At 70.8% G+C, this 26,093-nt stretch carries 27 protein-coding genes; 15 read left to right on the forward strand and 12 right to left on the reverse strand.

Annotated features, from left to right (window positions below; genetic code table 11):
- The first annotated feature begins 37 nt into the window (after positions 1-37).
- Genes EDF55_RS03040 through EDF55_RS03055 form a run of 4 tightly spaced genes read left to right on the forward strand, consistent with a single transcriptional unit; the run spans position 38 to position 4,180 of the window.
- On the forward strand, positions 38-1,570 hold the full coding sequence (locus EDF55_RS03040) for an SDR family oxidoreductase (RefSeq protein ID WP_123653438.1): 1,533 nt from the start codon (positions 38-40) through the stop codon (positions 1,568-1,570).
- Positions 1,567-2,154, forward strand: coding sequence for a GDSL-type esterase/lipase family protein (locus EDF55_RS03045; protein ID WP_123653439.1), 588 nt, complete (start codon positions 1,567-1,569; stop codon positions 2,152-2,154). The genes EDF55_RS03040 and EDF55_RS03045 overlap by 4 nt, the downstream gene beginning before the upstream one ends.
- Positions 2,154-2,576 carry a DUF6804 family protein gene (locus tag EDF55_RS03050; protein ID WP_185017073.1) on the forward strand — a complete coding sequence of 141 codons (423 nt, stop codon included), beginning with the start codon at positions 2,154-2,156 and terminating at the stop codon, positions 2,574-2,576. Before EDF55_RS03045 ends, EDF55_RS03050 begins: the two co-directional genes overlap by 1 nt.
- Positions 2,577-2,626: 50 nt before the next feature.
- Positions 2,627-4,180: a stealth conserved region 3 domain-containing protein gene (locus EDF55_RS03055; protein ID WP_123653440.1), complete on the forward strand. Its 1,554-nt coding sequence runs from the start codon at positions 2,627-2,629 to the stop codon at positions 4,178-4,180.
- A gap of 150 nt (positions 4,181-4,330) precedes the next feature.
- Here EDF55_RS03055 and EDF55_RS03060 read toward each other — a convergent pair whose 3' ends face one another.
- From EDF55_RS03060 to EDF55_RS03080, 5 genes are all read right to left on the reverse strand, one after another.
- On the reverse strand, positions 4,331-5,290 hold the full coding sequence (locus EDF55_RS03060) for a phosphodiesterase (protein ID WP_123653441.1): 960 nt from the start codon (positions 5,288-5,290) through the stop codon (positions 4,331-4,333).
- A 190-nt stretch (positions 5,291-5,480) separates the two neighbouring features.
- Positions 5,481-7,172, reverse strand: coding sequence for a cytochrome bc complex cytochrome b subunit (locus EDF55_RS03065; protein WP_123653442.1), 1,692 nt, complete (start codon positions 7,170-7,172; stop codon positions 5,481-5,483).
- Positions 7,172-8,236: a ubiquinol-cytochrome c reductase iron-sulfur subunit gene (locus EDF55_RS03070; RefSeq protein WP_123653443.1), complete on the reverse strand. Its 1,065-nt coding sequence runs from the start codon at positions 8,234-8,236 to the stop codon at positions 7,172-7,174. Before EDF55_RS03070 ends, EDF55_RS03065 begins: the two co-directional genes overlap by 1 nt.
- Positions 8,237-8,269: 33 nt before the next feature.
- A complete protein-coding gene (locus tag EDF55_RS03075) occupies positions 8,270-9,082 on the reverse strand; it encodes a cytochrome c (protein ID WP_123653444.1) in 813 nt (270 codons plus the stop codon).
- 21 nt (positions 9,083-9,103) lie between these two features.
- Positions 9,104-9,742 carry a heme-copper oxidase subunit III gene (locus EDF55_RS03080; protein ID WP_123653445.1) on the reverse strand — a complete coding sequence of 213 codons (639 nt, stop codon included), beginning with the start codon at positions 9,740-9,742 and terminating at the stop codon, positions 9,104-9,106.
- Between the two features lie 71 nt (positions 9,743-9,813).
- Between EDF55_RS03080 and trpD the strand changes: the two genes are divergently transcribed.
- On the forward strand, positions 9,814-10,869 hold the full coding sequence (trpD, locus tag EDF55_RS03085) for an anthranilate phosphoribosyltransferase (protein ID WP_123653446.1): 1,056 nt from the start codon (positions 9,814-9,816) through the stop codon (positions 10,867-10,869).
- Between the two features lie 121 nt (positions 10,870-10,990).
- Here trpD and glpK read toward each other — a convergent pair whose 3' ends face one another.
- Together glpK and EDF55_RS03095 are read right to left on the reverse strand one after the other, a co-directional pair.
- The gene (gene glpK, locus EDF55_RS03090) at positions 10,991-12,502 is read right to left on the reverse strand and encodes a glycerol kinase GlpK (RefSeq protein WP_123653447.1); all 1,512 of its coding nucleotides are present in this window, start codon (positions 12,500-12,502) and stop codon (positions 10,991-10,993) included.
- Positions 12,503-12,576: 74 nt separating this feature from the next.
- Positions 12,577-13,299, reverse strand: coding sequence for an MIP/aquaporin family protein (locus EDF55_RS03095; protein WP_123653448.1), 723 nt, complete (start codon positions 13,297-13,299; stop codon positions 12,577-12,579).
- A 304-nt stretch (positions 13,300-13,603) separates the two neighbouring features.
- Between EDF55_RS03095 and dhaK the strand changes: the two genes are divergently transcribed.
- The 3 genes from dhaK (at position 13,604) to dhaM (ending at position 16,039) form a co-directional block, all read left to right on the forward strand.
- Positions 13,604-14,605, forward strand: coding sequence for a dihydroxyacetone kinase subunit DhaK (gene dhaK, locus EDF55_RS03100; RefSeq protein ID WP_123653449.1), 1,002 nt, complete (start codon positions 13,604-13,606; stop codon positions 14,603-14,605).
- Positions 14,606-14,672: 67 nt separating this feature from the next.
- Positions 14,673-15,299 (forward strand): dihydroxyacetone kinase subunit DhaL, encoded by a 627-nt coding sequence (gene dhaL / locus EDF55_RS03105; protein WP_123653450.1) that lies wholly within the window; start codon positions 14,673-14,675, stop codon positions 15,297-15,299.
- Positions 15,296-16,039 carry a dihydroxyacetone kinase phosphoryl donor subunit DhaM gene (gene dhaM, locus EDF55_RS03110; RefSeq protein ID WP_123653451.1) on the forward strand — a complete coding sequence of 248 codons (744 nt, stop codon included), beginning with the start codon at positions 15,296-15,298 and terminating at the stop codon, positions 16,037-16,039. Before dhaL ends, dhaM begins: the two co-directional genes overlap by 4 nt.
- 81 nt (positions 16,040-16,120) lie before the next feature.
- Here dhaM and EDF55_RS03115 read toward each other — a convergent pair whose 3' ends face one another.
- Entirely contained in the window at positions 16,121-16,684 is a 564-nt protein-coding gene (locus tag EDF55_RS03115) for a TetR/AcrR family transcriptional regulator C-terminal domain-containing protein (protein WP_260235754.1), read from the reverse strand.
- A gap of 30 nt (positions 16,685-16,714) precedes the next feature.
- Here EDF55_RS03115 and EDF55_RS03120 point away from each other — a divergent pair, with 30 nt between their 5' ends.
- Positions 16,715-17,959 (forward strand): beta-ketoacyl synthase, encoded by a 1,245-nt coding sequence (locus EDF55_RS03120; protein WP_221180719.1) that lies wholly within the window; start codon positions 16,715-16,717, stop codon positions 17,957-17,959.
- On the opposite strand, the gene EDF55_RS03125 is transcribed toward EDF55_RS03120, so the two are convergent.
- Positions 17,946-18,779, reverse strand: a complete 834-nt coding sequence (locus EDF55_RS03125) for a helix-turn-helix domain-containing protein (protein ID WP_123653453.1) — start codon at positions 18,777-18,779, stop codon at positions 17,946-17,948. The two genes, EDF55_RS03120 and EDF55_RS03125, sit on opposite strands and share 14 nt — an antisense overlap.
- Positions 18,780-18,880: 101 nt before the next feature.
- Here EDF55_RS03125 and EDF55_RS03130 point away from each other — a divergent pair, with 101 nt between their 5' ends.
- Positions 18,881-19,561, forward strand: coding sequence for an SDR family NAD(P)-dependent oxidoreductase (locus EDF55_RS03130; protein ID WP_123653454.1), 681 nt, complete (start codon positions 18,881-18,883; stop codon positions 19,559-19,561).
- Between the two features lie 82 nt (positions 19,562-19,643).
- On the opposite strand, the gene EDF55_RS03135 is transcribed toward EDF55_RS03130, so the two are convergent.
- Positions 19,644-20,258, reverse strand: a complete 615-nt coding sequence (locus tag EDF55_RS03135; RefSeq protein WP_123653455.1) for a copper resistance CopC family protein — start codon at positions 20,256-20,258, stop codon at positions 19,644-19,646.
- 59 nt (positions 20,259-20,317) lie between these two features.
- Between EDF55_RS03135 and EDF55_RS03140 the strand changes: the two genes are divergently transcribed.
- The 3 genes from EDF55_RS03140 (at position 20,318) to EDF55_RS03150 (ending at position 23,381) form a co-directional block, all read left to right on the forward strand.
- A complete protein-coding gene (locus EDF55_RS03140; protein WP_123653456.1) occupies positions 20,318-21,349 on the forward strand; it encodes an alcohol dehydrogenase catalytic domain-containing protein in 1,032 nt (343 codons plus the stop codon).
- A gap of 36 nt (positions 21,350-21,385) precedes the next feature.
- Positions 21,386-21,871, forward strand: a complete 486-nt coding sequence (locus EDF55_RS03145; RefSeq protein ID WP_123653457.1) for a hypothetical protein — start codon at positions 21,386-21,388, stop codon at positions 21,869-21,871.
- An 85-nt stretch (positions 21,872-21,956) separates the two neighbouring features.
- On the forward strand, positions 21,957-23,381 hold the full coding sequence (locus EDF55_RS03150; RefSeq protein WP_123653458.1) for an ATP-binding protein: 1,425 nt from the start codon (positions 21,957-21,959) through the stop codon (positions 23,379-23,381).
- Positions 23,382-23,448: 67 nt separating this feature from the next.
- Here EDF55_RS03150 and EDF55_RS03155 read toward each other — a convergent pair whose 3' ends face one another.
- Positions 23,449-23,829: a VOC family protein gene (locus tag EDF55_RS03155; RefSeq protein WP_123653459.1), complete on the reverse strand. Its 381-nt coding sequence runs from the start codon at positions 23,827-23,829 to the stop codon at positions 23,449-23,451.
- 134 nt (positions 23,830-23,963) lie between these two features.
- On the opposite strand from EDF55_RS03155, the gene EDF55_RS03160 reads away from it, so the two are divergent.
- Entirely contained in the window at positions 23,964-24,758 is a 795-nt protein-coding gene (locus EDF55_RS03160) for an SDR family NAD(P)-dependent oxidoreductase (protein WP_123653460.1), read from the forward strand.
- Between the two features lie 130 nt (positions 24,759-24,888).
- On the opposite strand, the gene EDF55_RS18670 is transcribed toward EDF55_RS03160, so the two are convergent.
- Positions 24,889-25,041: a hypothetical protein gene (locus tag EDF55_RS18670; protein ID WP_165931544.1), complete on the reverse strand. Its 153-nt coding sequence runs from the start codon at positions 25,039-25,041 to the stop codon at positions 24,889-24,891.
- A gap of 170 nt (positions 25,042-25,211) precedes the next feature.
- Between EDF55_RS18670 and EDF55_RS03165 the strand changes: the two genes are divergently transcribed.
- Entirely contained in the window at positions 25,212-26,075 is an 864-nt protein-coding gene (locus EDF55_RS03165) for a shikimate dehydrogenase (RefSeq protein WP_123653461.1), read from the forward strand.
- Positions 26,076-26,093: the final 18 nt, after the last annotated feature.

Below are 26,093 nucleotides of genomic sequence, written 5' to 3' on the forward strand. Positions count from 1 at the left end.
AGCCTACCCTCAAGGCGCGCGGCGTACCGTGCCCCGCATGCGCGTCCTCGTCACCGGGGCCACCGGCTACATCGGCGGTCGTCTCGTTCCCCGTCTCCTCGAAGCAGGGCACTCCGTGCGGGTGCTCGTCCGCACCCCGCAGAAGCTCGACGACGTCCCGTGGCACGGTGACGTCGACATCGTGCAGGGGGACCTGCAGGACGCCGACGCCGTGGCCACCGCGGTGGACGGGATCGAGGCCGTCTACTACCTGGCGCACGCGATGGGGGCGGACGGCGACTTCGAGTCGGCCGAGCGGAAGGCCGTCGAGACCATGGCGTCCGCCGCGGAGGCCGCTGGCGTGCGCCGCTTCGTGTACCTCGGCGGCCTGCACCCGGACGGTGAGCTCTCGAAGCACCTGCGCAGCCGGAAAGAGGTCGGCGACGTCCTGCTCGGCTCCGGTGTCCCGACGATCGCGTACCAGGCCGGTGTGGTGATCGGCTCCGGCAGCACCTCGTTCGAGATGATCCGGCACGTCACCGACGTCCTGCCGTGGATGCCCGCGCCGAAGTGGGTCCGCAACCGGATCCAGCCGATCGCCGTGCGCGACGTGCTCTACTACCTCGTCGCGGCGCTCGACATCCCGGACGACGTCAACCGGACGTTCGACATCGGCGGGCCGGACGTGCTCCGGTACGGCCAGATGCTGAACGGCTACGCGGTCGAGGCCAAGCTGCCCCAGCGCCCGATCTCGTCGCTGCCGGTCATGACCCCGGGGCTCGCCGCCCACTGGTTCAACGCCGTCACCCCCATCCCGCGCAAGCTCGCGACGCCGATCATCGAGTCGCTGCAGTTCGAGTGCGTGCAGCGCGAGCACGACATCGACGACGTGGTCCCGCGTCCCACCGGGGGACTCACCTCGTACCGACGGTCCGTGCGGCTCGCGCTGACGAAGATGCGCAAGGGCGAGGTCCAGACGAGCTGGCGCAGCGCCACGCTCGCGAGCACGCCGGCCGACCCGCTGCCGAGCGACCCGGACTGGGCCGGCCACACGGTCTACGTGGACGACCGGCACCGCCACAGCGCCGCGCCGCCGGAGGCCGTCTGGAGCGTCGTCGAGTCCATCGGCGGCGAGAACGGCTGGTACTCCTTCCCCCTCGCGTGGGTCGCACGCGGCTGGATGGACAAGATCGCCGGCGGTGTCGGGCTGAACCGCGGCCGTCGCGACCCCAAGCGCCTCGAGCAGGGCGACGCGCTCGACTGGTGGCGCGTCGAACGACTCGACCGCGGGCGCTACCTGCGGCTCCGGGCCGAGTTCAAGTCACCGGGTCGTGCGTGGCTCGAGATGACCGTGACGCCGACCGACGACGGCGGCTGCGACTACCACCAGCGGGCGCTGTACTTCCCGCAGGGACTCGCCGGACGGCTGTACTGGTACTCGATCCTGCCCTTCCACGGGGTCATCTTCCCCGGCATGGTGGAGCGCATCACGGCCCGTGCCGAGCGCGAAGCCCACCGCACCGACTCGACGCAGGCCAACAGCACGCACCAGAATGGGTCTCGCACGCCGGAGCACGAGGAGGCAGCATGAGCGACGACGAACGCGGCACGATCCTGTTCCTGGGGGACAGCATCACCGCAGGCGGGTCCTGGGACGAGCGTCTGCCGGACGAGCAGACCCTGAACCACGGCATCAACGGCGACACGACGGACGGCGTCCTCGAGCGGCTCGACGCCGTCGTGGCAGCCGCACCGGAAGAGATCGTGCTGCTCATCGGCACCAACGACTTCGGCAACCACCGCAAGAGCGCCGAGCACGTCGTGCGGAACGTCGAGACGATCCTCGTGACGCTCCGCCGCGAGCTCCCCGGGGTCCGGCTCCTGCTGGTCTCCATCCTCCCGCGGCAGGCCGAGTACACCCCGCGCATCGAAGAGGCGAACCGGCACCTCCGCCAGTTCGTCGCCACCTGTCACGCGCAGTACCTCGACGTCTGGCCGGCCCTGGCCGACGGGGACCACCTCGCCGAGCAGTTCACCGACGACGGCCTGCACCTCACCGACGAGGGCTACCGGGCGTACGTCGCCGAACTCGTCCCGGCGCTGGAACGGCTCCGCGGCCTCCCGCCGATGTCCCGGCCCATCACCGCGATCGAACTGGACGAGGCTTCCGCCTGATGGCAGCACGGAAGGGACGGCCCCCGGTCGGGTCGTCGTTCGGGGCTGCCGCGTCCAGCGCGCGCCCGGCCCCTGCGGCACCCGCCACCCCGGCGTTCACCCGTCCGGCGCTCGCACCGTCCCTGCTCGCGGCCATCGTGCTGCTGGCGTGCATCGCGTTCCTGGACGCCCCCGCGTTCGTCTTCGTGCGCTGGGGGATCACCGTCCTGGCCCTGATCGTGCTCGTGTTCTGCATCCGCGGTCGCTCCTGGTGGACCGCCGTGCTGATGGCCGCCGTCGCGGTCTGCTGGAACCCGCTCGTCGTCGTCCCGATCCCGGGGCAGGTCTGGGCGGCGCTGCAGGTCGTCGCCGCCGCGCTGTTCATCGTGGTCGGCATCGTCGTCAAGGTGCCCCGAACGACGGAAGCACCGCCCGCCCGGTAGGATCGGCAGCGTCGGGCACGTGGTCCGACCACACGAGACGAAGGGCATGGATGAGCAACGAGACCGAGCCGGTGACCGAGAGTCCTCTGCTGAACCCTCGACCGTCCTCCGGCGGTCTCGATCGATCCGATGTCGTGCTCCGGAAGGGGCGCTTCACCCTGCTCAACGGGCACCTGACCCCGCAGCAGTCCATGATCGAAGACCTGCTCTTCCTCGACGACGCGCTCACCGCCGCGGACGTCGACCACCTCCTCATCCGCGGCAACGACCAGCGCCCGGTGATCGCGCTCGACGAGCGGGACCGCCAGCGCGCCGAGTCCGCCGTGATGGACGCCGCCGTCGGCGAACCGTTCTACGCGAAGCCGCCGGGGAAGCCCGCGGTGCTCGTCGTCGACGACGGCCTCGGCTCGCCGGACGACCTCGTCCTGCGCGTCTTCCGTCCGCGCGTCGAGCCGCTCGGTCGTCTCCGCTACGGCGCCGAGACCAGCGTCCAGATGGAGTTCTGGCGGGTGACGGACACCGAGGTCCTCGCACCGGTGGAGAACGCCCTGATGCGTCGCAGCCTGCCGGTCGAGGAGTTCGTCCTCGTCGACATCGAGCGCTACGGTCGCACCTGGCGCACCGTCGAGCACATGTTCGACGACCACGTCTCGGACATCCGCTTCCCGATCGACATCGTCTTCTCGTGGGTGGACGGCAACGCGATCGAGTACCAGCGCGCGCGCCAGGCAGCGCAGTCGTCCGCCGTCCTGGGGGAGGGCGACGACGCCCCCGCCCGCTTCCGGCAGATCAACGAGCTCAAGTACGCTCTCCGCTCCGTGTACATGTACGCGCCGTGGGTCCGGACGATCTACATCGCGACCGACTCCCCGGCACCGGCGTGGCTCGCGGACCACCCGCGCGTCCGGATCGTCCGCAGCGAGGAGTTCTTCGCCGACCCGTCCGTGCTGCCGACGCACAACTCCCAGGCCGTCGAGTCGCAGCTGCACCACATCCCGGGCATCAGCGAGCACTTCATCTACTCGAACGACGACATGTTCTTCGGCCGGCAGGTCGACCCGTCGGTGTTCTTCAGCCCGGGTTCCGTGACGAAGTTCATCCTCGCCACCACGCGGATCGGCCTCGGCTCGAACAATCCGGCACGCAGTGGCTTCGAGAACTCCGCGCGGGTGAACCGCCGGCTCCTCGCGCAGCGCTTCGGCGCCGTGACGACCCGGCACCTCGAGCACGCTCCCACCCCGCTCCGCGCGAGCATCATGACCGAGATGGAGCACGAGTTCGCGGACGAGTTCGCGGCGACCGCCGGCTCCCGGTTCCGTGCGGCGGAGAACATCTCGGTGACGAACTCGCTCTACCACTACTACGCGCTGCTCACCGGCCGCGCGATCGTGCAGGAGAACGCGCCCGTCCGCTACATCGACACCACGATGCAGTCCGGGCTCCGCGCACTCGAGGACCTGCTGAAGAAGCGGAACGTCGACTTCTTCTGCCTGAACGACGGCAGCTTCCCCGAGGTCAGCGACGACGAGCGCACCACCCGCGTCACCGACTTCCTGGACCGCTACTTCCCGTTCCCGGCCCCGTGGGAGAACCCGGACGCGTAGCGCCCCGGGAGGACGCTGGCGCTGGCGCTGGCGCTGGCGCTGGCGCTGGCGCTGGCGCTGAGATCGCACTTCGTGTCGGGTCCGTCACGGACGATCCGACACGAAGTGCGATCTCACCAGGTACAGGACCGGGACCGGGACGCGCGCGCGTCAGCGGTGGACGGGGGAGACGGGGACCGAGTCGAGCGTGAAGACGGGGATGCTCGAGGTCACCGGAGCCGGCTCGACCGCCGCGGGGATGACGACCCCGGCCGCCGCGAGACGGGCGTCCGTCTGCTCGGACGACACCGGCTCACCGACCGTGGCGTACTGCCCGATCGGCACCACCGAGTGCACGACGTTGTGGCCGTACACGTGGACCAGGTTGAACGACTGCGCACCGTCGCGGCCGCGCGTCCCGCCCTGGAACTCGTTGAGGTCCTGCGTGTAGCACGTGGCACTCGCCACGGAGACGGGGATGCCGGCGAACACGGCGCTCGTCGAGTAGTGCAGGTGCCCGGCGATGATGGCCAGGATGTCGGATCCCTCGACGACCTCGGCAAGCGCCTGCTGCTCGCGGAGCTCCACGAGGACGGTCAGGTCCTGCACGCTCGGGACCGGCGGGTGGTGCATCGCGAGGATCGTGCCGTGCGGTGCGGCCTCGGAGAGCACCTCTGCGAGCCAGTCGAGCTGCTCGGGGGTGACGATGCCGTAGTGCTCGCCCGGGACGCTGGTGTCGAGGGTGATGACGCGGAGGCCGTTCACCTCGTACACGAAGTCCACCGGCCGGTCGGTGGGGTGGAGTCCGAAGAGCTCCTGCCGGAATGCGCCGCGCTCGTCGTGGTTGCCCATCGCCCAGATCACCTGGGCGCCGATGCGCTCGGCAGCCGGCTCGATGATCCGTCGGACGCGGGCGTAGGCCCCTGGCTCGCCCTTGTCCGCCACGTCCCCGGTGATGATGATCGCCTCCGGACGGGCACCGGATGCCTCGATCTCGTCGATGATCTGCGACAGCCGTGCGGCGGAGTCGACGTCCCCGTAGAGGTCGCCGTCACCCGCGATGAGGTGGGTGTCGCTGAGGTGGAGCAGGAAGTGGTTCGGCCTGGGGTGCTCGGCCGTCCGGGATTCCATCGGGTTCTCATTCCGTTGGTGGGCCCCTCGGGGGAGGAGCCCGTTCCAGATGCGTGGTGCAACACGATGCCACACCGTCCTGGACGAGTCCAGCACGCCCTCGTGAATCGCGGGTGAACCGAAGGCGGCGTGGCACGAAACAACCCCCACCACGATCGTGGCGGGGGTTGTTTCGTTGCGCTGTCCGGACTCAGTGTCCGCCGGCTCCGACCTGCGGGGCCTGGTGCGTGCCCTCGAGGTCTGGGCCGTGGTGCGCGGCGTGCGCAGCCTCGAGCTCGGACTTCGAGACGGGCGCGATGCGGTCCTCGAAGAAGAAGCGCGACATGCCGGCGCGGACCTTCTGGACCGGGGTGATCTGCCCCTTGGCGTTCGGACGGATCATGAGCGGCTTGTACTCGTTGAACTGCAGGAGCTTCCAGCGCTCGTACTCGTCGAGCTGCTCGTGGACCTCGATGTACTCACCGTGCGGGAGTCGGACGATGCGGCCCGACTCGTAGCCGTGGAGGACGATCTCGCGGTCCTTCTTCTGCAGCGCCAGGCACACGCGCTTCGTGATCCAGAAGGCGACGAACGGGCCGAGGACGGTCGTGGCCTGGATGACGTGGATCACGCTGTCGATCGAGACCAGGAAGTGCGTCGCGATGATGTCCGAGCTCGCCGCGGCCCAGAGGCTGGCGTAGAGCGTGACTCCGGCAGCGCCGAACGCGGTGCGGGTCGGGGCGTTGCGGGGACGGTCCGCGATGTGGTGCTCACGCTTGTCGCCGGTGACCCACGCCTCGATGAAGGGGTAGATGAAGATCGCCAGGATGAGTCCGACGAGCACCGCGATCGGCGCGAGGATGTTGAACGACACCGTGTAGCCGAACCACACGACTTCCCAGTGCGGGGGCACCAGTCGGAGCGCGCCGTCCGCGAAGCCGATGTACCAGTCGGGCTGGGTACCGGCGGACACCGGGGAGGGGTCGTACGGGCCGTAGTTCCAGATCGGGTTGATCGTGAACAGCGACGCGATGAGGGCGAGGATGCCCGCGACGATGAAGAAGAAGCCACCGGCCTTCGCGGCGAACGCCGGGAGGATCGGGACGCCCACGACGTTGTCGTTGGTCTTGCCGGGGCCCGCGTACTGCGTGTGCTTGTTGACCACGACGAGCACGAGGTGGACGCCGAGGACCGCCACGAGGATCGCCGGGAGCAGCAGGATGTGCAGCGTGTACAGGCGGCCGACGATCGCGGTTCCGGGGAACTCGCCGCCGAACAGGATGTAGCCGATCCAGACGCCGATCACCGGGACGCCCTCGATCATGCCGACGATGATGCGGAGACCGTTGCCGGAGAGCAGGTCGTCGGGGAGCGAGTAGCCGGTGAAGCCCTCGGCCATGGCGAGGACCCACAGTACGAAGCCGAAGACCCAGTTGAGCTCGCGCGGCTTGCGGAAGGCACCGGTGAAGAACACGCGGGCCATGTGCAGCATCACCGAGGCGACGAAGAGCAGGGCCGCCCAGTGGTGGATCTGCCGGACGAAGAGCCCGCCACGGATGTCGAACGAGATGTTCAGCGTCGACTGGAGTGCCGTCGACATCTCGACGCCCTTGAGCGGGACGTAGGAGCCGTTGTAGACGACCTCGGTCATCGAGGCACCGAAGAAGAACGTCAGGAACGTCCCCGACAGCAGGATGACGACGAAGCTGTACAGCGCGACTTCACCGAGCATGAAGCTCCAGTGGTCGGGGAAGATCTTGCGACCGACCTCCTTCACCAGACCGGAGATGCTCGTGCGCTCGTCGATGTAGTTGGCGACCCCGCCGATGATGCGGGACCCACGCTCCGGAGCGGGCTTGGTGCTCGCCGTGTTCGGTGCGTTCGTGGTGGTGGTGCTGGTCATCAGCGTTCACGCTCCCAGAAGGACGGTCCGACCGGCTCGTGGAAGTCGCTCTGCGCAACCAGGTAGCCGTCGTCGTCGATCGCGATCGGAAGTTGGGGGAGGGGGCGAGCCGCCGGACCGAAGATGACGTCGCAGTTGTTCGAGACGTCGAAGGTCGACTGGTGGCAGGGGCACAGCAGGTGGTGCGTCTGCTGCTCGTAGAGCGCGACCGGGCATCCGACGTGGGTGCAGATCTTGGAGTAGGCAACGATACCGTCGTAACCCCAGTTCTCGCGGCCCTTCGAGGGGTTGAGGTCCTTCGGGTCGAGGCGCATGAGGAGCACCGCGGCCTTGGCCTTCTCCTCGAGCATGTCTTCCTTGTCGAGGAGCCCGTCCGGGATCACGTGGAAGACCGAGCCGATGGTGACGTCCGAGGCCTTGATCGGCAGACCGGTCGGGTCCTTCGTCAGGCGCGTGCCCTTCGCCCACATGGTGTGGCGGAGGAGCTCGTTCGGGTCGGCGGCCGGGGCGAGGTCGCGGACCAGCACGATGCCGGGCAGCGGGAACGCCACGAGGGCGCCGATCATCGAGTTGCGGATCAGCTTGCGACGGCTGAAGCCGGACTCCTTGTCGGCGAGCTGGAAGGCCTCGACGGCCTTCGCGCGGGTCGCGTCGGTGCCACGGGTGGGGTGGCGGAGCTCGCTGATCTCACGGTCGGAGACCAGGGACTTCGACCAGTAGACCGCGCCGATGCCGAGGGCGAGCAGCGCGAGCGAGATGGCCAGACCGAGGAAGAGGTTCGCGGTGCGGACCGTGCCGAAGTCGTCGGACTTGATCGGGAACGCGACGTACGCGGCGATCGACAGGACGCTGCCGACGATCGAGAGGTAGAAGAACGTCGCGACCTGGCGCTCGGCCAGCCGCTGCTTCTTCGGGTCGACGTCGGTGCGGCGCGCGCGGTGCGGCGGCTCACCCGGGTTCTCGAACGGTTCCGCGGGCAGGACCGCGGTGCCGGCCGGCACCGAGGTGCCGTGCTTCTCGACAGCCGAGGACGAGTTCAGCGCCTCGTCGTCGTGCTCTGCCATGGTGTTCCCTTCAGTGTCGTGCGACACGGACGATCAGTTGGACTTCGCGGTCAGCCAGACGGTCATCGCGACCACCGCGCCGAGTCCGAAGATCCAGATGAACAGACCCTCTGCCACCGGGCCGAGGGCGCCGAGGCCGAAGCCACCGGGCGAAGCGTTGTCCTGCACGTACTTGAGGTACGTGATGATGTCGGCCTTCTGCTGCGGCGTGATGTTCAGGTCGTTGAACACCGGCATGTTCTGCGGGCCCGTGACCATGGCCTCGTAGATGTGCTTGCCCGTGACGTTCGTCAGGTTCGGCGCGTACTTGCCCTCGGTCAGGGCACCACCGGCACCGGCGACGTTGTGGCACATCGCGCAGTTGATGCGGAAGAGCTCCGCACCGGCGGCGGCGTCACCGTCGGAGCCGTCGGTGAGCGACGTCGAGGGGATCGACGGACCGGGGCCGAGCGAGGCGACGTACGCCGCGAGGGCGTCGACCTGCGTGTCGGTGAACTGCGAGGGCTTCTCCTCGGCCTGGGGGCCCTGGGCAGCCATCGGCATGCGACCGGTGCCGACCTGGAAGTCGACCGACGCTGCGCCGACACCGATGAGGGACGGGCCCTCGCTGGTGCCCTGTGCGGACAAGCCGTGGCAGGTGGCGCAGTTCGACGCGAAGAGCTTCTGGCCTTCGTTCACCTGCGACTGGCTCGCGGCCGCGACCGTGGTCGTGCTGCTGTCGTCGGCGGAGGCCGTGGAGCTGAACAGCGCGTACGCACCGCCGGTGGTCATCAGACCGACGACGATGAGCGAGACGGTCGCCAGCGGGGAGCGGCGGCCCTTCTTGGACTTGGTTCTGTTGAACATGCGGTGGGTGCTGTCCGATTCCTACTTGAGAAGGTAAATGACGGCGAAGAGGCCGATCCAGACCACGTCGACGAAGTGCCAGTAGTACGACACGACGATGGCCGTGGTGGCCTCCTTGTGGCCGAAGTTCTTCGCGGCGAAGCCACGGCCGAGCGTCAGGAGGAAGGCGATCAGGCCACCGGTCACGTGCAGGCCGTGGAAGCCGGTGGTGAAGTAGAACGCCGAGCCGTAGGCACTGGAGGAGAGCGTGATGCCCTCGTGCCAGAGGTTGGCGTACTCGAAGATCTGGCCGCAGACGAAGACCGCGCCCATGCAGTACGTGACGAAGAACCACTCCGTCATGCCCCAGTCACGGGGGTTCCAGCTCGTGCGGTGCACCTGGAAGCGCTCGGCGGCGAAGACCGCGAACTGGCACGCGAAGCTGGACAGGACCAGCACGATCGTGTTCACCGAGGCGAACGGCACCTCGAGGTGGGCGGTCTCGGTCGCCCAGAGCTCGGGGGAGGTGCTGCGCAGCGTGAAGTAGATCGCGAACAGGCCGGCGAAGAACATGACCTCGCTGCCCAGCCACACGATCGTCCCCACGGCAACGGGGTTCGGCCTGTTGAGGACCGTACCGCTGGCTGGTCTGGAGAGAGGGGTGCTTGTCACAGAGTCCATTATGGCCGAAACCACCGACAGTGTTTTGCCAGGCAACTGGCGGGTCGTTCGAAAACAGTACGATCGCGGGTATGTCTGACGTTCTCTCCTGGCCTGCCGTCATCAGTGCGCTCATGGCGCGCGAGGACCTGACGATCAGGCAGTCCACATGGGCCATGGAGGAGATCGTGCACGGGCGCGCCACCGACGCCCAGATCGCCGCCTTCGCCGTGGCCCTCCGCGCCAAGGGCGAGACCGTCGACGAGGTGGTCGGTTTCCGCGACGCGATCCTCGAAGCCGCCGTCCCGCTGGACGTCGATCCGATGGCGCTCGACATCGTCGGCACCGGCGGCGACGTGGTCGGCACCGTGAACGTGTCGACGATGGCGGCGATCGTGATCGCCGCCGCCGGCGTGCCGGTCGTCAAGCACGGCAACCGCGCGAGCTCCTCGAAGTCGGGCTCGAGCGATGTCCTCGCGGCGCTCGGTCTCGACCTCACGATGGACGCGGTGCGCGTCGCGGACACGTTCCGGCGTGTCGGGCTGACCTTCGCCTTCGCGAGCGCCTTCCACCCGGGCTTCGCGCACGCCGCCCCGGTCCGCCGTGAGATCGGCGTGCCGACCGTCTTCAACTTCCTCGGCCCGCTCGTGAACCCCGCACGGTGCGAGGCGAACGCCGTCGGCGTGGCGCAGCTCGAGCTGGTCCCGATCATCACGGGCGTGTTCCAGACGCGCGGCGCGACCGCACTGGTGTTCCGCGGCGACGACGGCCTCGACGAGCTCACCACGACCGGCCACAGCCACATCTGGGAGGTCACCGGCGGCCGCGTCACCGAGCACGACCTCGACCCGCGCGACCTCGGCATCGCCCGTGCCCGGATGGAGGACCTGCTCGGCGGCGAACCCGCGGAGAACGCGGCGATCGTCCGGCGTGTCCTGGCGGGGGAGACCGGTCCGGTCCGCGACATCGTGCTCCTGAACGCCGCGGCCGGCCTGGTCTCGTTCCGCCTCGCCGAGGACCCGGAACAGTGGGACCGGCCGATCCTGCACCGCTTCCGCGAGCAGCTCGTCGTCGCGGCCGAGGCGATCGACTCCGGTGCCGCCGAGCGGAAGCTCGCCGACTGGGTCGACGCGGCACCCGTCGCGTAGCCGACGGACCGCGCGGGTCACGTCGGGCACACCACGGCCCTGGACCACGGACGGGAGGCCCGGTGCCGGTCCCAGGGACCGGCACCGGGCCTCCCGGCTGGTGCGTCGCGTCAGCTGACGACTACTGGACGTCCTCGTCGACCCAGTCGAAGGTCTTCGTGACGGCCTTCTTCCAGAGGCGCAGCGTGCGGTCGCGCTCCGCGGCGTCGAGCTGCGGCTCCCAGCGCTGGTCCTCCTGCCAGTTGGCACGGAGCTCGTCGAGGTTCGCCCAGAAACCGACGGCGAGGCCGGCTGCGTAGGCGGCGCCGAGCGCGGTGGTCTCCGCGACGACCGGTCGGACGACCGGCACGTCGAGGATGTCCGCCTGGAACTGCATGAGCTCGTTGTTGGCGGTCATGCCGCCGTCGACCTTGAGCTCGGTCAGGTCCACGCCGGAGTCCGCGTTCACGGCGTCGAGGACCTCGCGGGTCTGCAGCGCCGTGGCCTCGAGGGCCGCACGGGCGATGTGGCCCTTGTTGACGTAGCGCGTCAGGCCGACGATCGCACCGCGGGCATCCGGACGCCAGTACGGCGCGAACAGGCCGGAGAACGCCGGGACGAAGTACACGCCGCCGTTGTCGTCGACCGTCTTCGCCAGCGCCTCGACCTCCGGGGCGCTCTGGATGAGGCCCAGGTTGTCGCGGAGCCACTGGATGAGCGACCCCGTGACGGCGATCGAGCCCTCGAGCGCGTAGTGCGTCTCCTGGTCACCGAGCTTGTAGCCGACGGTCGTCAGCAGCCCGTTCTCGGAACGGACGATCTCCGTGCCGGTGTTGAAGATCAGGAAGTTGCCGGTGCCGTACGTGTTCTTCGACTCGCCCTTGTCGAACGCGGCCTGGCCGAACGTCGCGGCCTGCTGGTCGCCGAGGATGCCGGCGATCGGGACCTCGCGGAGGAGGTTCGACGACTCGACGTGGCCGTAGACCTCGGAGGAGCTGACGATCTCCGGGAGCATCGACTTCGGCACACCGAAGTCCGCCAGGATGTCGTCGCGCCACTGCAGCGTCTCGAGGTCCATGAACAGCGTGCGGGACGCGTTCGTGACGTCGGTCTTGTGCACGCCGCCGTCGACGCCACCGGTCAGGTTCCAGAGGACCCAGGTGTCGGTGGTGCCGAAGAGCAGGTCCCCGGCCTCGGCCTTCTCGCGTGCACCCTCGACGTTCTCGAGGATCCACATGATCTTGGTGCCGGCGAAGTACGTCGCGAGCGGGAGTCCGACGACCGACTTGTAGCGGTCGGTGTCGCCGTCGGCGAGCTTGTCGACGATCGACTGGGTGCGGGTGTCCTGCCAGACGATCGCGTTGTAGACGGCCTTGCCGGTGGTCTTGTCCCACACGACCGCGGTCTCGCGCTGGTTCGTGATGCCGACCGCGGCGACGTCGTGTCGGGTGATGTCGGCGCGGGAGAGTGCCTGGCCGATCACCTCACGGACGTTGTCCCAGATCTCGGCGGGGTCGTGCTCGACCCATCCCGCGCGCGGGAAGATCTGCTCGTGCTCCTTCTGTCCGACGGAGATGATCGAACCGGAGTGGTCGAAGACGATTGCACGGGTGCTGGTCGTGCCCTGGTCGATGGCGACGATGTAGTCGGCCATTGGTGCTCCTTACGGGTGTTCGGTGCTGCGGCCGGCCCCGGCGTTGGGGCCGGCCGACGGGGACGGGTGTGGGATCAGGCGAGGGGGAGCAGTGCGTACGACAGACCTGCCGCGATCGCACCACCGATGAGCGGACCGACGACCGGCACCCAGGCGTAGGCCCAGTCGCTCGAGCCCTTGCCCTTGATGGGCAGGAAGGCGTGCGCGAGGCGCGGGCCGAGGTCACGGGCCGGGTTGATCGCGTACCCGGTCGGGCCACCGAGGGAGACACCGATCGCGATCACGAGGAACGCCACGGGGATGGCGCCGAGCTCGGACGGGGTCTTGCCGTTCGTGAACGCGATCACCACGAAGACGAGGACGAAGGTGCCGATGATCTCGGTGACGAGGTTCCAGCCGTAGGAGCGGATGGCCGGGCCGGTGGAGAAGACGCCGAGCTTGGCGGCCGGGTCGGGCTCCTCGTCGAAGTGCTGCTTGTAGGCGAGCCAGACGATGACCGCACCGATGATCGCGCCGATCAGCTGGGCGAGCCAGAAGAGGAACATCTCACCGACGGTGATGTTGCCGAGGATGGCCTGGGCGAGGCTGACGGCCGGGTTCAGCTGGCCGCCGGACTTGTACGAGACGGTGACGCCGGCGAAGACCGCGAAGCCCCAACCGATCGTGACCATGAGGAAGCCTGCGCCGAAGCCCTTGGACTTCTTGAGTGACACGGCGGCGACGACACCGCCACCCAGGATGATGAGCATCGTGGTGCCGACGAGCTCGGAAAGGAACTTGACGCCGATGTCGTCCATCGGTGACCTCCATTGCGCTGGTTGGGGGTCCCGATGCTGCTCGGCACTCCCCATCGAGTGATTGTGGCGAGCATACTGCCGGGGATTTCCGACGGGTGATGAACACGTGAGCGATCTGCGGGAAGTTGCACGAACGTGCATGAGGAGTGTGCGTCAGGCCATTCCGGGGCGGGATCCCCACGGGCACCCCGTGCACGAACGTGCAGGTCCGGGGAACGCACGCCCGTTGTAGCCTGGGCCCACTCCGGACGACGTCGGCGGTGTGCAGGCCTCGTCCGGGCGTCCGACCCGTGGAGGCCCCGTCATGAAGAAGCTCATCAACGACCCGCAGGACGTCGTCATCGAGACCGTGCGGGGGTTCGCCCAGGCGCACGCCGGTCACGTGGTCCTCGTCGAGGACCCGATCCACCTGCACCGCGCCGACGCCCCGGTGTCCGGCAAGGTCGGCATCGTCAGCGGCGGCGGCAGCGGGCACGAACCCCTGCACGCGGGCTTCGTCGGGTACGGCATGCTCGACGCCGCCGTTCCCGGTCCCGTCTTCACGAGCCCCACCCCGGACCCGATCGTCGCGGCGACGAAGGCCGTGGACGGCGGAGCGGGCGTGCTCCACATCGTGAAGAACTACACCGGCGACGTGCTCAACTTCGAGACGGCCGCCGAGCTCGCCGGGATGGACGACATCAGGGTCGAGTCGGTCGTGGTCGACGACGACGTCGCCGTGCAGGACTCGCTCTACACGGCCGGCCGCCGCGGCGTGGCCGGCACGGTCGTCGTCGAGAAGTGCGCCGGTGCCGCTGCCGAGCGCGGCGACGACCTCGACGCGGTCGCGGCCGTGGCCCGCCACGTCAACGACGTCACGCGGTCGATGGGCCTCGCCATCGCGCCGGGCACCGTGCCGCACGCAGGGGAGCCGTCCTTCTCGCTCGGGGACGACGAGGCCGAGCTCGGCATCGGGATCCACGGCGAACCCGGACGCGAACGCATCGCGATGGCACCGGTGGACGCCCTGGTCGACCGGGTCCTCGAGCCGATCCTCACCGACCTCGCTGCCCCTGCCGGCTCCCGGCTGCTGCTCCTGGTGAACGGGATGGGCGGGACGCCGCTCTCCGAGCTCTACATCGCCTACCGACGCGCCGCCGAGGTGCTCGCGGACCGCGGCCACGAGGTCGCGCGTAGTTTGGTGGGCGACTACGTCACGTCCCTCGAGATGCAGGGGTTCTCGATCACCGTCACGGTGCTCGACGACGACCTGATCACCCTGTGGGACGCACCGGTCGAGACCCCGGCGCTGCGCTGGGGCCGCTGACACCGACCGGCCGGCACCGTCCGGCCGCCGATCCGGGCCGTGCTCGGCCCGCAGGAAGGAACACCAATTGGCGCTCGACACCGCATGGGCCATCGACTGGGTCCGACGCACCGCCGCGACGATCGACGAGCACCGGGCGGAACTCGTCACGCTCGACCGCGAGATCGGTGACGGCGACCACGGCGAGAACCTCGACCGCGGCTTCCGCGCCGTGCTCGAGGCCGTCGACGGTGGCTCGTTCGACACCCCCGGGTCGGTCTTCAAGACGGTCGCCACGAAGCTCATCTCGACGGTCGGCGGTGCCGCCGGTCCGCTCTTCGGGACCGCGTACCTCAAGGCCGCGCAGGCCGCCGGTGACGCCGCCGAGCTCGACGCGGACACCCTCGTCGCGGTGCTCACCGCGGCGCGCGACGGCGTCGTCTCGCGCGGCAAGGCCGCCGTCGGCGACAAGACGATGATCGACGCGTGGACCCCGGCGGTCGACGCGGCCGCCACCGCTGCGCAGGCGGGGGAGAGCCCGGAGCGGGTGCTCGCGGCCGCCGCGGACGCCGCGGTCACCGGCGCCGAGTCCACCGAGCCGCTCGTCGCCCACAAGGGCCGCGCCAGCTACCTCGGCGAACGCGCCGTCGGGCACCGCGACCCCGGCGCACAGTCCACGGCCTACATCCTCCGCGCCGCGGTGGACGCGGCGTGAGCGTCGGCATCCTGATCGTCTCGCACAGCGCGGCGATCGCGTCCGGCACCGTGGAGCTCGCCCGGCAGATGGCGGCGGACGTGCAGCTCGTCGCGGCGGGCGGCACGGACGACGGCGGGATCGGGACCTCGTTCGAGGCGATCACCGCGGGCATCGAGGAGCTCTCCGGCGCCGACGCGATCGTCGTCCTGTGCGACCTCGGCTCCGCCTACCTGACCACCGACACGGCGCTGGACTTCCTCGACGACGACGTCCGGGAACGGGTCCACGTGTCCGACGCCCCCATCGTGGAGGGTGCGGTGGCCGCCGCGGTCGCGGCCCAGACCGGTGGTGACGTCGACGCGGTGCTGGCCGCCGCGGCGTCCGCCGCAGCGTCCGAGGCGGACGCGGGCACGGCCTCCGGTCCGGATGCCGGCGACCGCCTGTCGGACGGAGGACGGCCTGGAGGCCCGGTGCCGGATGGCGGCGCCGGTCCCGTCGGCGATGTGAGCGCGTCCACGACCGTCGAGCTGGTCAACGAGACCGGGCTGCACGCCCGCCCAGCGGCCGAGTTCGTGAAGACCGCCGCGAAGTACGACGCCGCGGTCCGCGTGAACGGCGTCGACGCGAAGAGCCTGCTCGGGATCATGGCGCTCGCGCTGCCCAAGGGGGCGACGGTGACCATCGAGGCCAGCGGCGACGACGCCCAGGACGCGGTCGACGCGCTCGACGAACTGGTGCGCTCCGGCTTCGGGGAGTGACCGGTCGGCTCCGGCGCGTCGCCGGGGTCGGTCGGCTCCGGCTCGCGGCCGGGGTCCGGCGGCTCAGGCGCGACGCCGGGGTCAGTCGGTGATGCTGACGGTCGCGGCGACGTCCACGTCGGACGGCCCGCCGACGGCGCCCGCGGTGGCGAACAGGGTGGCCCCGAAGACCGCGCTCCAGAACGTCCGCGCATCGCGGGGGATCCCGTGCGCGCTCGTCCAGCCGTGGTCGCCGACGATGCGCTCGAGGTAGCGCTCGGACTGCCGGAACAGCACGGCGAGCAACGTGCCGGTGCGCTCGCGCAGGGCGTCGTCGTCCTGCGCGAGTCCGAGCGCGGTGACGAGGAGCCCGGTCGAGGGCATCGCGAGTGCGGTCCGGGCCAGGACGTCGCGGAACGCCGGCGCCGTCGTCGCCCGTCGACCGGCCGCCTGCAACCGCGTGGTGTCGCGGAGGAACCGGACGAAGGCGGCGTCGATCACGAGTCGGTCCTTCGAGCCGAAGTGGTGCGTGATCTGGTTCGGGTAGACCCCGGCGGCCCGCGCGACCTCGCTCACGGTCAGCGCGCGCGGACTGCGGTCGGCGAGGAGATCGGCCGCCGCCGAGAGGATCCGGGCGCGTGTCGCCGTGCCCCGTGTGGTTGCCATCGCTGAATTGTACGTGGTACAACTCCACTTGTGCAGCATACAAATCGAGACTCCGACGACATCGTCATCACCGGCTACGGCGCCGTCTCGCCGTTCGGGCACGGCGTCGCCCCGCTCTGGCACGCGCTCGTCGCCGGGCGGTCCGGCGTCCACGAACTGCAGCGGGACGGCGACCTCTGGGCGCAGGTCCCGATCCGGATCGGCGCCGACGCGGACCTGGACGCCGACGCGGCACTCGGCCGGGTGCGTGCGAAACGCCTCGACCGGAGCCAGCAGCTCGCGCTCGTCGCGTCCGAGGAGGCGTGGGCCGACGCCGGCGCGCCGTCCGTCGACCCCGAGCGGCTCGCGGTCGTCCTCGGGACCGGGATCGGCGGGATCGAGACCCTGCTCGACGCGCACGACGAGCTCGGTCGGAACGGCGCCAGGCGGGTGTCGCCGCGGACGGTGCCGATGCTCATGGCGAACGGCGCCGCCGCGCAGATCAGCATCGACCTCGATGCCCGGGCCGGTGCGTACACGACCGTCTCGGCGTGCGCGTCGGGTGCGGAGGCCATCGCGATGGCCGCCCGGCTGATCCGGAGCGGTGAGGCGGACGTGGTCGTCACCGGGGGAGCGGAGGCCGCGGTCACCCCGGTCACGATGGCCTCGTTCGCGCAGTCCCAGGCGCTCGCCAAGCCGAACGGTGAGGACCCGGTGACGCTGTCCCGGCCGTTCGACGTGTCCCGACGCGGCTTCGTGCTCGGTGAGGGCGCCGGGATCGTCGTGCTCGAACGGGCATCGCACGCGGCGGCCCGGAACACCCGGGTGCACGCGGTGCTGGCGGGGTGGGGGATCACCTCCGATGCCTTCCACATCACCGCGCCGCGGCCGGACGGGTCGGGTCAGGAGCGCGCCATGACCTCGGCGCTCCGGATGGCCGGGCTCACCGGTGCCGACGTCGACCACGTCAACGCGCACGCCACGTCGACGCCGGTCGGGGACGCCAGCGAGGCGCAGGCGATCGCACGGGTCGTCGGTCGGGAGGCGGTGGTCACCGCGCCGAAGAGCGCGATCGGCCACATGTTCGGTGCGGCAGGGGCTGTCGAGACGATCCTCACCATCCGCGCGCTGGAGACCGGGGTGGTGCCGCCGACGCTGAACCTGGAGCACCTCGACCCGGCGATCGACCTCGACGTGGTGTCGGGGACGGCTCGGTCGACGACGATCCGGGCGGCGCTGAACAACTCGTTCGGGTTCGGCGGGCAGAACGCGTCGCTGGTGCTCAGCGCGGCGTGAGCGTCTGCAGCCCGGTCACCCGGAGGAGGTCGAGTTTCGCGGCGTCCTCGGAACCCGGCACCGCGGTGTAGACGACGATCCGGAGGTCCCCGCCGGGCACGCTGAGCACGTCGCAGTCCACCGCGATCGGCCCCACCGGCGTCCGGAGCGTCTTCCGGCTCGCCCGGTGCTCGGCCACGCGCGCCGTCGCCCACCGCCGCTCGAACTCCGGGGACTCGCGGCGCAACCGCGCGACGAGGTCGGCGAGCTGCCGGTCACCCGGGTACCGCCCGAGCGCGGCGCGGAGGTCGGCGACCAGGTCGCTGGAGAACTCCTCCTGGTGGTCGTCGTCGTACTCGACGCCGTCGTGACCGACCATGAAGTGCCGCCACACCAGGTTCCGCTCCGGCCCGACGAGTCGCTCGGGGTCGCCGGTGAGCGCCGCCCAGAGGCCGTTCCACAGCAGGATGTCGTGGGTCGCCGTGAACACGGCGAGGGGCACGTCGCCGAGCCGGTCGACCACACGCTGCACCCCCGGGGTGATGTGCCGGGGCACGACACCGCGCGACGGGGGAGCGGCGTCGGCGACACGGAACAGGTGGTCGCGCTCCTCCGTGGTGAGGCGGAGGGCGGTGGCGAGCGAGCCGAGGAGCTGCGGGGAGGGGTTCGTCGACCGGCCCTGTTCGAGACGCACGACGTAGTCGACGCTCACCCCGGCGAGTGCTGCGAGTTCCTCGCGGCGGAGCCCCGGCGTCCGACGGCCGGGTGCCGCGGGCAGCCCGACCTCCTCCGGGGTCACCCGGTCGCGCCAGGACCGCAGCACGTTCGCGAACTCGCTCATGCGTCCATCCTCCCTCGGACCCGCCGCCCCGAGGTGGTACTCCCGGTCCCACTGTCGAAGGGCACCTGGGTCATCCGCGACCACGGGACGAGGCTGGGCCCATGACCACCACACTCATCACCGGAGCCAACCGCAGCCTGGGGCTCGAGACCACCCGCCGACTCGTCGAGGCCGGCCACACCGTGTACGCCGGGATGCGCGACCCCGCAGCCGGCGACGCGGCCCGGGCACTCGGCGCACACGTCGTCGCGATCGACGTCACCGACCAGGCGAGCGTCGACGCGGCCATCGCCTCCCTGCCGGAGCTCGACGTCCTCGTGAACAACGCCGGGATCCTCGGCACCTCGTTCGGCGTCGACGACCTCGACGCCGCCGCGATCGCCCACGTCCTCGACACCAACGTCACCGGCATCGTCCGGGTCACCCAGGCCGCGCTCCCGCTGCTCCGCGCGTCGTCGAACCCGGTCGTCGTCAACGTCGCGTCGGGGGTCGGGTTCGCACGGTGGCTCAGCACGCCGGGCCGCGACGAGTACCCGGTGCCCGCGATCCCGTACGCCGCGTCGAAGGGTGCCGTGATCGCGCTCACCGTGCAGTACGCGAAGAACCTGCCGACCTTCCGGGTGAACGCGAGCGACCCCGGGTACACCGCGACGGAGTTCAACGGGTTCGGCGGGCACCAGACCGTCACCGAGGGCACGGACGCGACCGTCGCGCTGGCCACGCTCGGCGCGGACGGGCCGACGGGCGAGTTCCACGACCGGACGGGCCGCATCGAGTACTGACCGGCAGCCCGCAGCCCGCGGCCGACCCAGCCCGGCCCGGTCGGGACGGGGTCGTCCGGCGCGGTCGCCGCGTCGAGCCGGCTCAGTCGTCGGACGGGGTGCAGCGGCGGAGCGTCGCGACCACGACGAGCGCCGCGGCGAGGACGAGCGCGCCACCGCCGACCCAGAGTGCCGCCCAGGGCGTGCCGCTCTCGTCGGCGGCCGACGCGGGCCCCGTGGCCTCGAGCGTCACCTCGATCTCGGTCGGCCCCGGGCTCGGGTCCTCACTCGGGCTCACGCTCGGGGAAGCAGCCGTCGGGGTGGTCGCGGGCAGCGCCGCGGTGAACCCGAGTTCGCCCGTGATCGGGTGCCCGTCGGGGGAGACGTACCGCCAGCGCACCGTGTACGCGCCGTCGGTCAGCGCGACGGCCTTCGACATCGTCGTGCCGTCGACCAGGACCTGGCCGGTGGAGACGTCCGCACCGGCTCCGTCCCGGACCTCGATGCGGAGTCCCGCGTCGAGTCCGGTGAGCGGCGCCTCGGAGAACGTGAGGTCGACGCGATCGATCGGGGCGTGCACCGTCTGACCATCGGTCGGGTTGCTCGACACGAGGGCCGAGTGGGCGTCGGCGGGATCGGCGAGCACCAGGCTCGTCAGACCGACGACGACGGCGAACAGGGACATCCGGACGCTGCGGCGGACCGCGGTGGGGGACATGCGGCAATTCTACGAGATGTCGAACGCTCGCCGTCGCCCCGGACTGGCAGGGTGGACGCATGCGCGCAGTCCGGTACCAGCAGTTCGGGACGCTCCCCGAGATCGTCGACGTCGACCGACCCACGTGTCCTCCGGACGGCGTCGTCGTGGAGGTGGCTGCCACGGGCGTCTGCCGGAGCGACTGGCACGCCTGGCGCGGCCACGACGACTCCGTGCACCTGCCGCACGTCCCGGGTCACGAGTTCGCGGGCGTCGTCGTCGAGGTCGGCGCCGAGGTCCGACACCACCGGCTCGGTGCCCGTGTCACCGCGCCGTTCGTCTTCGCGTGCGGCACCTGCCGGGAGTGCCTGGCGGGACAGACCCAGGTCTGCACACGGCAGGAGCAACCAGGGTTCACGCTGCCCGGCTCGTTCGCCGAGCTCCTCGCCATCCCGCACGCCGACGTGAACCTCGTCGCGCTGCCCGACGCGGTCGCGTTCGTCGACGCCGCCGGACTCGGATGCCGCTTCGGGACCGCCTACCACGCCCTCCACGAGCGCGGGCGGGTGCGTGCTGGTGAGCACGTCGTCGTCGTCGGCTGCGGGGGAGTCGGGCTCTCCGCGATCGTGGTCGCCGTCGCCGCCGGAGCCCACGTCGTCGCGGTCGACGTCTCGCCCGCGGCACTCGCGCGTGCGGCCGCGCTCGGCGCGGACACCGTGACGTCCGGTCCGGCCGCCGTCGACGAGGTCCGTGCACGCACCGACGGGGGAGCGCACCTGTCGATCGACGCGTTCGGCAGCCGCGCCACCTCGGTCACCGCGGTCGCGTCGCTCCGCCCGCGTGGTCGCCACGTCCAGGTCGGTCTCCTGCTCGACGAAGAAGCCGCCCCGGCGATCCCGATGGGCCGCGTCATCGCCGAGGAGCTCGAGCTGCTCGGCAGCCACGGCATCTCCGTGGGGGAGTACGCCGCGATGCTCGACGACATCGTCACCGGACGCCTCGACCCGGGTGTCACGCTGGGGCGCACCATCACCTTCGACGAGCTCCCGGACGCGCTCGTGGCCATGGACGGTCCGGCGGCGCAGGCGGGGATGACGGTCGCGCTCGTCTGAGACGACGCCCACCAGGGCTCGCCTACGGTCGCGCTCATGACGACGAACAGGAAGACCGTCTCGGCGCTGCTCGCCGCCGCAGGCATCGCCCTCGTGCTCAGCGGCTGTGTCGGGAACGCGCAGAAGCTCGACCCCGCCGCGACCGGCCCGCTGGCGGAGAACACGACCCCGGCAGCCGAGTGCGGATCCGCTTCGGGCGCCGCGGTCGCCGCCCTCACCCAGACCGCGAAGGGCCTCGACGGCGACCTGCTCGCGAAGGTCCAGCCGGGCGACGGTGGGTGGTACATCGGTGCCGCGATCACGCCGGCGTCCGGCAGCGCACTGTCGGACGACGACGTCGCGGTGTGGGGCAGCACGAAGGACCCGAGCAGCGGTGACTTCGACGGGCAGCTCGTGCCGGTGAACGACCTCGCGAAGGACGCGGACACGGCAGCGGCGCCGGCGACGTCCGATACCTTCAGTGCGACGTCCAACGCGGCCGAGCTCGTGCAGGACTGCGTCGTCTACAGCTCGGAGCACTGAGCCGCGCCACGGAACGGCGGAGCGCGAAGCCTCATCCGCAAGGGGTGAAGCAGGCCGCCTGCGCCGCTCCTACGCTCGGCCCATCATGCAGCGCAGCCAGGAACCCACCCCGAGCACCGACCGTGCCGGCACCGCCTCATCGCAGGACGGTCGACGCCTCGACCTCCACGTCCCGCTCGAGAGCGGCCTCGCGATCGGGTCGATCGTCACCGTGACCGACGATGCCGGGGTCCAGGTCGGGCAGGTGCACGACCTCTCGCTCTCGTCGGACGGCTCGTCGCGGGGGAGCGGGTCCCTCCTCGGCGCGCTCGCGGACGACGGCTCGCTGACGCCGGGCGCGACACGCGCGTTCGGGAGCGCCGTGCTCGCGCCGGCGGCCCCGGACGTGTCGACGCGTCTGTTCGGGGGATCCGGCGAGCTGCTCGAGCTCGGGACCCTGCGTGTGGGTCACCCGGTCCCGGTCGGCGTCCTCGCCGCACGGCTCAACCGACACACGTTCTGGTGCGGGCAGAGCGGCTCGGGGAAGACCTACGCGCTGGGCGTCCTGCTCGAACAGGTCCTGCTGCACACGCGGCTCCCGATGGTGATCCTGGATCCCAACAGCGACTTCGTCGCCCTGGGGGAGCGTGCCGGGACCGCGTCGACGGCGGCCGGCCGTGCCGCGCAGGACGAGCTGCAGCACCGGAGCGTGCGGGTGCTCCGACCGCGTCCCGGCGATCACGAAGCACTCCGTGTCCGGTTCACCGCGCTGTCGATGGAGGGGAAGGCCGCTGTCCTGCGGCTCGACCCGGTCGCGGACCGCGACGAGTACAACGAGCTGGTCCACCTCGAGCTCGAGGTGGGGAGCCAGGACACGACGCAGATCGTGCCGCAGCTCCGCACGCGCGACTCCGCCGCGGCCCGGGCGCTCTCGGCACGGGTCGAGAACCTCGGGCTCCTCGGATGGGACCTGTGGGCGCGCGAGCACCGAGCCGCTGCGGAGGTCCTCGACGAACGGCCCGACGCGACGGTGCTCGACCTCGCGGGCTTCTCGAACCCGGACGAGTACCTGGTCGTGGCGATGTCCGTCCTCGACGACCTCTGGGCGAAGCGGGAACGACGACGGCCGCTGCTCGTCGTCATCGACGAGGCGCACAACCTCTGTCCGTCGGACGACGGCTCGCCCCTGCAGAACGCGGTCCGCGACCGGATCGTCCAGATCGCCGCCGAGGGGCGCAAGTACGGGCTCTGGCTGTTGCTCTCGACACAGCGACCGGCGAAGGTGCAGCGGAACGTGATCTCGCAGTGCGACAACCTCGCACTGATGCGGATGAGTTCACCGTCGGACATCGCGGAGCTGGCGACGCTCTTCGGCTTCGTGCCCGTTCCGATGCTCGAGGAGTCGCCGTTCTTCCGCCAGGGGGAAGCGCTCCTGGCCGGCGGCTTCGTCCCGGCGCCGACCGCGATCACGATGGGCGAGCGGCTGACCCGTCAGGGCGGTGGGGACGTTCGTGTGCCGCTCAGGTCATGAGCCTCGCGCCACGTGACCTGACATAATATGCATTATCGGCGCGCGGCCGAGCGTGCTCCGGAGGACGTCAGAGCGGTCCGGCGAGCCCCACCAGGTTGCCCGCAGGGTCCGCGATGTGCGCCACCGCGACGAAGCCGTCCTCGTTCCGCTGCACGTCCATCACCAGCGTCCCCCCGAGCTCGACGGCGTGACGGACCGAAGCGGCCACGTCGTCCACACCGACGTAGAACACTGTGTGCGCGCCGAACCCGGGGCCGCCGCCGATGCCGCCTGCCGCTGCGCCCGCGCTCGGGTCCGGCTCGACGAACGCGTACGAAGACGGCTCGGACACCGCGGGCGCGACCGGCGCTCCGGCCGGTGCGTCCCAGCCGAACAGCGCGCCGTAGAACCTGCGGAGCCGCTCGGGGTCCGGGCCGATGACCTCGACGTGCACGATGGGTCGTCCCATGCAGTCAGCCTGCTCCGCCCGGCTCGTCCTGTCCACCGTCGGCACCGGAACGACTCCGGCCGATCCGTCGCCAGCGGCGCCGACGTGGTAGTCAGGCACGAGCGTACTGACTCCCCCGGCGGAAGGAACCACCCGTGCAGCACGAACTCCAGGACCGAACAGCGCTCGTGACCGGATCGACCCAGGGCATCGGACTCGCCATCGCCGTCGACCTGGCGCGCGCCGGCGCATCCGTCGTGGTCAACGGCCGCAGCGAGGACGGGGTCGCCCGCGCGGTGGAGCACGTCCGTGGTGCCGTTCCGGATGCCGTCGTCGACGGCGTCGCCGCGGACCTCGCCACCGAGGCCGGCGCGACGACGATGGCCGAGCGGGCCCGTGACGTCGACGTGCTCGTCAACAACCTCGGCATCTTCGAGAGCAGGCCGCCCCTGGAGATCACAGACGACGAGTGGCGTCGGTACTTCGAGGTGAACGTCTTGTCCGCCATCCGGCTGATCCGGACCTACCTGCCGGGGATGACCGAGCGGCGGTGGGGACGCGTCATCTCGATCGCCAGCGACTCCGCCGTCGTGGTCCCGGCGGAGATGATCCACTACGGCATGACGAAGACCGCGCTGCTCGCCGTGTCCCGCGGTTTCGCGAAGGCGGCGAAGGGCTCGGGCGAGACCGTGAACACCGTGATCGCCGGGCCGACGCACACGGGCGGCGTCGAGGACTTCGTCGCGCAGCTCGTCGGGACCGACCTGCCGTGGGACGAGGCGCAGCGCGAGTTCATGCGCGAGCACCGCCCGCAGTCCCTCATCGAACGACTCATCGAGCCCGAGGAGATCGCGCACATGGTGACCTACCTCGCCTCACCGCGGGCATCGGCGACGACGGGCGGCGCGCTGCGTGCCGACGGCGGCTACGTGGACTCGATCCTGCCCTGAGCGCTGTCCGCCGAGCCGGAACACGACGGACCCGGCACCACAGAACGGACACGACACCCCGGTCCTCCGACGTGTCGTGTCCGTTCTGTGGTGTGGTGCTCGTTGCTCTCGGTCGTGCGGAGCGAACTGCTCAGGCGTCGGAGGTCGGCACGTCGTCCGCGTCGATCTCCAGCGCCGCGTCCTCGCGCCCGGACTCCTCCACCGCGTCGGTGTCGGTGTCCGGCTGCTCGGGAGCCTCGCTCTGCGTGGTTTCCTCGGCTGGGTCTGGCTGGCTGTAGCTCATGCGCCGGACGCTACGCGCGCCAGTCTGGGCGCGTCGCAAGCCGTCCGGGCGCCGCACCACGTGCCGTGGGCGCCTCACCCACCGGTCTGGAGGCTCGACACCCGACCGCCACCGAGCCTCCCGTCCGCCGCGTGGCCGGGCCGAGCGGAACGGCGCTATCGTCGAGCACCGTGGAACGCGTGCTCGTCGGGTTGATCGGTTCGGGGCTCAGCAGGTCGCTCACGCCGCTGATGCACGAGTCGGAGGGCGCGCGCCTCGGCCTCGACTCGGAGTACCGGCTCCTCGACCTCGATGCGCTCGGGCGCCCGGCGTCCGATCTGCCGGCCGTGCTCGACGAGGTGCAGGCGCAGGGCTTCGCCGCCGTCAACGTGACGCACCCGTGCAAACAGGCCGTGATCCCGCTGCTCGACGATCTCGACCCGGACGCGGCGCGCATCGGCGCGGTCAACCTCGTCGTCTTCCGTGACGGCCACCGGATCGGCCACAACACCGACTGGCTCGGCTTCCGGATCGCGATCGAGCAGGGTCCGGGCAGTGTCGCCGGTGCCGCCGTGGTGCAGTTCGGCGCGGGCGGCGCCGGCGCGGCGATCGCGTACGCGCTGGTGTCACTCGGCGTCGGGCGGTTGACGATCGTCGATGCGGACGCCGACCGGGCCGAGGGGCTCCGGGTGTCGCTGGGATCGGACGTGGTCGACACCGTCGCCCTCGACGACGCGCCGTCGGTGCTGGCGCAGGCGGACGGCGCCGTCAACGCCACTCCCCTGGGCATGAACGACGACGGACGCGCCGCGTTCGATCCGTCGGTGCTGCCTGCCGACGCCTGGGTCGCGGACGCCGTCTACTTCCCGATCGACACGCCGTTGCTGCGCGCCGCCCGGGCCGCCGGGCGGAGGACCGTTGACGGCGGCTGGATGGCGGTCGGCCAGGCGGTGGCCAGCATCCGGGAGATCACGGGCCGCTCCCCCGACCTCGACCGGGTCCGTGCCGACTTCCTCGGGTTCCTCCGCGACGGACGGACCGCGGGGTCGCGGTGACGGCGCGCATCGGCGCCG

The organism is Curtobacterium sp. ZW137, assembly GCF_003762905.1.
Taxonomy (GTDB): Bacteria; Actinomycetota; Actinomycetes; order Actinomycetales; family Microbacteriaceae; genus Curtobacterium.

Coding starts and splice junctions, on each gene's coding strand:
- EDF55_RS03040 (WP_123653438.1), top strand. CDS start 38: ATGCGCGTCCTCGTCACCGGGGCCACCGGCTACATCGGCGGTCGTCTC.
- EDF55_RS03045 (WP_123653439.1), top strand. CDS start 1,567: ATGAGCGACGACGAACGCGGCACGATCCTGTTCCTGGGGGACAGCATC.
- EDF55_RS03050 (WP_185017073.1), top strand. CDS start 2,154: ATGGCAGCACGGAAGGGACGGCCCCCGGTCGGGTCGTCGTTCGGGGCT.
- EDF55_RS03055 (WP_123653440.1), top strand. CDS start 2,627: ATGAGCAACGAGACCGAGCCGGTGACCGAGAGTCCTCTGCTGAACCCT.
- EDF55_RS03060 (WP_123653441.1), bottom strand. CDS start 5,290: ATGGAATCCCGGACGGCCGAGCACCCCAGGCCGAACCACTTCCTGCTC.
- EDF55_RS03065 (WP_123653442.1), bottom strand. CDS start 7,172: ATGACCAGCACCACCACCACGAACGCACCGAACACGGCGAGCACCAAG.
- EDF55_RS03070 (WP_123653443.1), bottom strand. CDS start 8,236: ATGGCAGAGCACGACGACGAGGCGCTGAACTCGTCCTCGGCTGTCGAG.
- EDF55_RS03075 (WP_123653444.1), bottom strand. CDS start 9,082: ATGTTCAACAGAACCAAGTCCAAGAAGGGCCGCCGCTCCCCGCTGGCG.
- EDF55_RS03080 (WP_123653445.1), bottom strand. CDS start 9,742: ATGGACTCTGTGACAAGCACCCCTCTCTCCAGACCAGCCAGCGGTACG.
- trpD (WP_123653446.1), top strand. CDS start 9,814: ATGTCTGACGTTCTCTCCTGGCCTGCCGTCATCAGTGCGCTCATGGCG.
- glpK (WP_123653447.1), bottom strand. CDS start 12,502: ATGGCCGACTACATCGTCGCCATCGACCAGGGCACGACCAGCACCCGT.
- EDF55_RS03095 (WP_123653448.1), bottom strand. CDS start 13,299: ATGGACGACATCGGCGTCAAGTTCCTTTCCGAGCTCGTCGGCACCACG.
- dhaK (WP_123653449.1), top strand. CDS start 13,604: ATGAAGAAGCTCATCAACGACCCGCAGGACGTCGTCATCGAGACCGTG.
- EDF55_RS03115 (WP_260235754.1), bottom strand. CDS start 16,684: ATGGCAACCACACGGGGCACGGCGACACGCGCCCGGATCCTCTCGGCG.
- EDF55_RS03125 (WP_123653453.1), bottom strand. CDS start 18,779: ATGAGCGAGTTCGCGAACGTGCTGCGGTCCTGGCGCGACCGGGTGACC.
- EDF55_RS03130 (WP_123653454.1), top strand. CDS start 18,881: ATGACCACCACACTCATCACCGGAGCCAACCGCAGCCTGGGGCTCGAG.
- EDF55_RS03135 (WP_123653455.1), bottom strand. CDS start 20,258: ATGTCCCCCACCGCGGTCCGCCGCAGCGTCCGGATGTCCCTGTTCGCC.
- EDF55_RS03140 (WP_123653456.1), top strand. CDS start 20,318: ATGCGCGCAGTCCGGTACCAGCAGTTCGGGACGCTCCCCGAGATCGTC.
- EDF55_RS03145 (WP_123653457.1), top strand. CDS start 21,386: ATGACGACGAACAGGAAGACCGTCTCGGCGCTGCTCGCCGCCGCAGGC.
- EDF55_RS03150 (WP_123653458.1), top strand. CDS start 21,957: ATGCAGCGCAGCCAGGAACCCACCCCGAGCACCGACCGTGCCGGCACC.
- EDF55_RS03155 (WP_123653459.1), bottom strand. CDS start 23,829: ATGGGACGACCCATCGTGCACGTCGAGGTCATCGGCCCGGACCCCGAG.
- EDF55_RS18670 (WP_165931544.1), bottom strand. CDS start 25,041: ATGAGCTACAGCCAGCCAGACCCAGCCGAGGAAACCACGCAGAGCGAG.